The organism is Terriglobus sp. YAF25 (assembly GCF_052113305.1).
In the GTDB taxonomy this organism is placed as follows: domain Bacteria; phylum Acidobacteriota; class Terriglobia; order Terriglobales; family Acidobacteriaceae; genus Terriglobus.
The window spans coordinates 1-4,703 of the sequence record NZ_JBFRCY010000349.1; the positions used below are offsets into that span (position 1 = coordinate 1).

The 4,703-nt window shown below is 57.0% G+C and carries 2 protein-coding genes; both read left to right on the forward strand.

Features of this window, described 5'->3' with window-relative positions; all coding sequences use genetic code 11:
- Nucleotides 1-1,044, forward strand: a 1,044-nt coding sequence (locus AB4043_RS15200) for a hypothetical protein (protein WP_442307424.1), incomplete at its 5' end; no start/stop codon positions are given.
- Nucleotides 1,045-1,258: 214 nt separating this feature from the next.
- Nucleotides 1,259-4,703: beta strand repeat-containing protein (locus tag AB4043_RS15205; RefSeq protein WP_442307425.1), on the forward strand; the 3,445-nt coding region annotated here is incomplete at its 3' end.

Consider the following 4,703-nt stretch of genomic DNA (forward strand, 5'->3'; position numbering starts at 1 on the left):
CTTGAAGGGAGAAGATCGATGATCTTAGAAAGGCTGAGGGCCGCGATCGTTCTTGGGTTCTTGTTGTTGCCCCTTCCTGAGTCGTATGGACTGCCCGGAACAGGGAAGACAGGGGTGCTCGACACGGACCGGGACGGTTTGAGCGATCGAGAGGAAAGTGACCTGCTGGAGAGGTTTGCTCCGCTCTTTATGATCAGCCGCGACGACTGCTCCGACCGGCCGGCACAGTTTCTTGAGGGCGCCCGAAGTCCAACTGTCGTGGAAGACGATGGAACGATCTATGGTCAGGCATTTCCTCGCAAGGGACGGCCCAGCGAGGTGGAGCTGCACTACTACCATCTATGGCGGAGAGATTGCGGCGAAATGGGACATCGTCTCGATGCAGAACACGTATCGGTCCTGGTGAGAACTGGAGCGAGCATCGCAGACGCAAAGGCTCTGTATTGGTATGCCGCAGCGCACGAGGACACGATCTGTGACGCAAGCCACCTTGCCCGTGCGGCCACGCTGCATGCGGAAGAGCATGGTGGCACGATCTGGATCTCAGAGGGAAAGCATGCTTCCTTTTTGTCGGAGGCCATGTGCACTCATGGCTGCGGCGGAGACCGATGTGCGCGGATGAAACCCTTGAAGACCAAACAGATTATCAACCTGGGCGAAGTGGATGCTCCGATGAACGGCATGGTCTGGCTTAACTCCATCGAATGGTCGCTGAGCAGCAAACTCAGTCGAAGCGACTTCCCGGAGATGCGCGTGGCGAGGGTCGAACGGCTGCCGGAGACAGATATCGTCTGGGCGAATCCGGCGAAGCGTCCGGCGCAGGCCACCATCCTTGGCGCGAATGCGGGGATTGGTGGAGCAGCGACGGGCATAAGAGCCACGGATACGGCTCTGGACGTTGCGAACAGCAGCACGTCTTCCGCGCTGGATACAACGGCTGGCAAGACGGGGAAGGCTCTGAAGACTTCTTCCAGGAACGTCTGGAAGGCTGTGAAGAAGAGCGTTCAGAAGACGGGCGAGGTTCTCCATGGGAAGCAGGAATAGAACACGGATGATGCGCCTGGCTATGCCTAGATGCCAAGGCATAAATAGAACGACCGGCAGACTTATGGGACTGGCGGAAGGTGTCCGAATTTGGGACAGATCGCGAGATCTGATTCGATCTGTTATTGCTGCCGTTCCTTTTAGGCATCGGAATCAAACGATTTACTACGTGACGGTTTCTTAGATTGTTGTCTCAGTGTATGCTGAGACCTCCATGAAAACTTCCATCTTCCGCCGAGCAGTTGTAGCCCTTTCTGCGTCTTTTTGTGTCTGGTTTCTAACAGCATGTTCAGGGGGCGGGGGAAGTAATAGCTCCAGCAATGGCGGTGGGAATACGGTTGCCACGCCATCGGTAACTTCTATCTCACCCACCAAGCTCGCTGCCGGCAATGCGGCGGTTACGCTGACGGTGAATGGAACTAACTTTACGTCGACCTCATCCGTACAGGTAGGAAACGTTGTTGTACCGACGACCTATGTAAGCGCTACGCAGTTGACGGCGGCGGTACCGGCGAGCTTGTTGGTGTCAGGCGCAAACCTGGCGATCATCGTGGTGAATGGCGGCGCTGCCAGCGCCGGCGGCACTGCTGTGAATCTGGAGGTGGATAATCCTTCACCTGTGATTACGAGCTTTACGCCGTCCACCTTTCTGACGGGAACGGTGTCGTCGGTCGTCTCAGTCATTGGCACGGGGTTCGTTCCCACGACAATCATCCAGGTGAATGGTGATAATCGCAGCACCACCTACGTCAGCGGAACGCAGGTCAATATCGTTCTTAGCACTGCAGATCTAGCAGGCGCTGGCACGCTTACCTTGACGGCCGTCAATGGAGCGCCGGGAGGCGGAAACTCCGCCGCGTCGTCGTTGTCGGTGAATAATCCGCTTCCAACGATTTCATCGCTTTCTCCTGCTGCCGTACCTGCCGGCAAAACTACCGCCACGATAGTTACGGTTACCGGAAACAACTTTATTTCCGGGACGACGGTGCAGGTCGGCACGACAGCGCATACGCCCACTATCGTCAGCGGCAGGCAACTCACGTTCCCACTTTCGGTCGCAGAACAGTCAATAGTTGGCAGGCTTCAGGTCACGGCGGTTAATTCGGCGCCGGGTGGCGGCAGCTCAAACCCTGGCAGCATTCTTGTCAGCACCCCAACGGCTACTCCTGTGCTGACTGCCCTGGCGCCGTCGGCCATGATCGTCGGGTCGCCGGACAGCACCATCACGGTAACGGGGTCGGGCTTCAATACCAACTGCTCCGTTCAATGGAACGACGCCGCGCTCACGACCGGTATTCTAACCTCGTCAAGCATCTCCGCAATCGTACCCGCGAGTTTGCTTGCGTCCATTGGAACCGCTGCGATTACGGTCAACTGTCTGACAGCACTTGTACCGCTCTCCAACTCGCTGACGGTAACGATCGGTAATCCGCCGGTGCCGACGCTTACTGCTCTTTCACCAAATTACGGTCCGATGAACACTGCGACCAAGATAACGCTTACGGGAACTGGTTTTTCGACTGCTTCAACCGTAAGTCTGAACGGCACGCAGCTGACGACGACCTATAACAGCTCGACGTCGCTTTCCGTCACGGTTCCGGCGTCATCTCTCTCATTGCCGGGGAATTACTCCTTTAGTGTTGCGACGCCTGCGCCGGGAGGTGGCACCAGTAGCTCATTAGCTTTCTCCGCCTATATCCCTCTCGTCAATAACAGCATGGTGTATAACCCTGCCGATGGTCTGATCTATGCTTCGATTCCAGGCTCGGTGGCTGCGCCGCTGGGTAATTCGGTCGTTTCGGTCAACCCTGCGACAGGAGCGATAGGAACGCCGATCTTTGTTGGCAGTGAGCCAAACAAGCTTGCCCTGACGGCGGATGGCCATTATCTGTGGGTCGGCCTTGATGGATCTTCGGCGGTTCGTAAAGTGGATCTGGTTGCGAAGACGGCGGGTCTGAAGTTTTCACTGCCGCTGGTAAATTCCGGCATTTACAACTCGCCCGCGAATGCTCAGGCTCTGGCTGCATTGCCTGGAGCGACAGATTCGGTGGTTGTTGCCCTGAGTAATTCTGATTTGACCACCAGGGTCGGACTTGCCATCTTCGACAGCGGCGTGATGCGTACCAACACCGCGACGAACACGATCTACGATAACTCCATCTTTGCCATCCAGACCGATGGTTCAAAAAACGAGATCTACGCTGGTGGCGGTAGCGCGTACAACACCTTCACGTACAACAGCAATGGATTGACCGCGAAGCTGGTCTTGAGCAGCATCACGCCGGCGAGCGGCTCCCAGGACGAGATGCAGCTTCTCTCGGGCAAGATGTTCACAAACTTCGGCAGAGTCTATGACGCCGAGGCCGGAGCTCTGCTGGGTTCTCTTTACGTGACCGGTCAAACCGTTGCACAAGGTGCGACGCTTGCTGACGCCACGCTTGGAAAGATCTTTATGGTTGACTATGCATCCGGGACGGGCAACAGTAGTGGCGGTGCTAACCAGATCCAGATATTTAAACTTAGCGACTATAGCTCCACCGGGACCACGATTCCGGTGAACGTGCCATCGCTGATCTCAAGCACTTCGATCTATCCGACCCGTCTCGCGCGATGGGGAGGAAACGGCCTTGTATTCCGTACTCCCGTCGGGATCTATAGCTTATCTTCGAATGCGGTTGCTGATCTGAGCTCAGTAACTGCAGACCTGAATGTCGTCCTCTCGACAGGTGGCTCTACCGCGACCGGAAGCAACACCACCTTCACGGCGCGGGTGAAGAACAACGGTCCATCCACGGCGACGGATGTCGTCCTGGCTGGCCAGGCTCCTGCGATCGGCACCTTGGTTTCTGCGACTTCGACTGCCGGTACGTGCAGCACGTCCAACGGTATTACATGCTCTCTGGGGAGCATGGCGAGTGGAAGCACCGTGACGGTAACCTTTACCGTGCTCCAAACCACAGCCGGAAGCTCGACCATGGCGGTTCAGGTCTCAGGAAACACCGATCCCGATAGCACCAACAATACGGCAACGGCCACCGCGACGATCACCGGCAATGATTACAACGTTGCTCCCGTATTGAGTTCCATTAGCCCGGCGGCGATCCAAACCGGAACGGCGGATACGAAGCTGACGGTGAATGGCGCCGGGTTCAGCAGCGGCTCAACGGTCATGTTGGGTTCTACTGCGCTCGCTACAACATTTGTCAGTTCTTCCCAACTGACGGCGACGGTGCCTGCTTCCAGCTTCGCATCGATGGGTTGGGCGCCGGTTACGGTCTCCACTCCTGCTCCGGGAGGCGGCATCTCTTCAGCTCTGCCGTTGACATACTTCAGCGTCCTTACGATCGGCGCGAATCACATCCTCTATGATCCGTATTCGCGGCAACTCATGGCGAGCGTAGGTTCGGGATCAAGCAGCGTCGCAGGTAACTCGATCGCGGCGATTCAGCCGGATACGGCGTCTATTGGGACCCCGGTCTCAATTGGGAGCCAGCCCACCAACATGGCGCTCAGCTCTGATGGACAGATTCTTTACACGATTCTCTCCGGCAGCCAGAGCATTGCGCGCTATAACATGCTCACGGGGCAGCCGGACTTCACATACACCGTGCCGAACTCCAACTTCTCAGGCGGTATCGCGCTGCGCGGTGTGGCTGGGC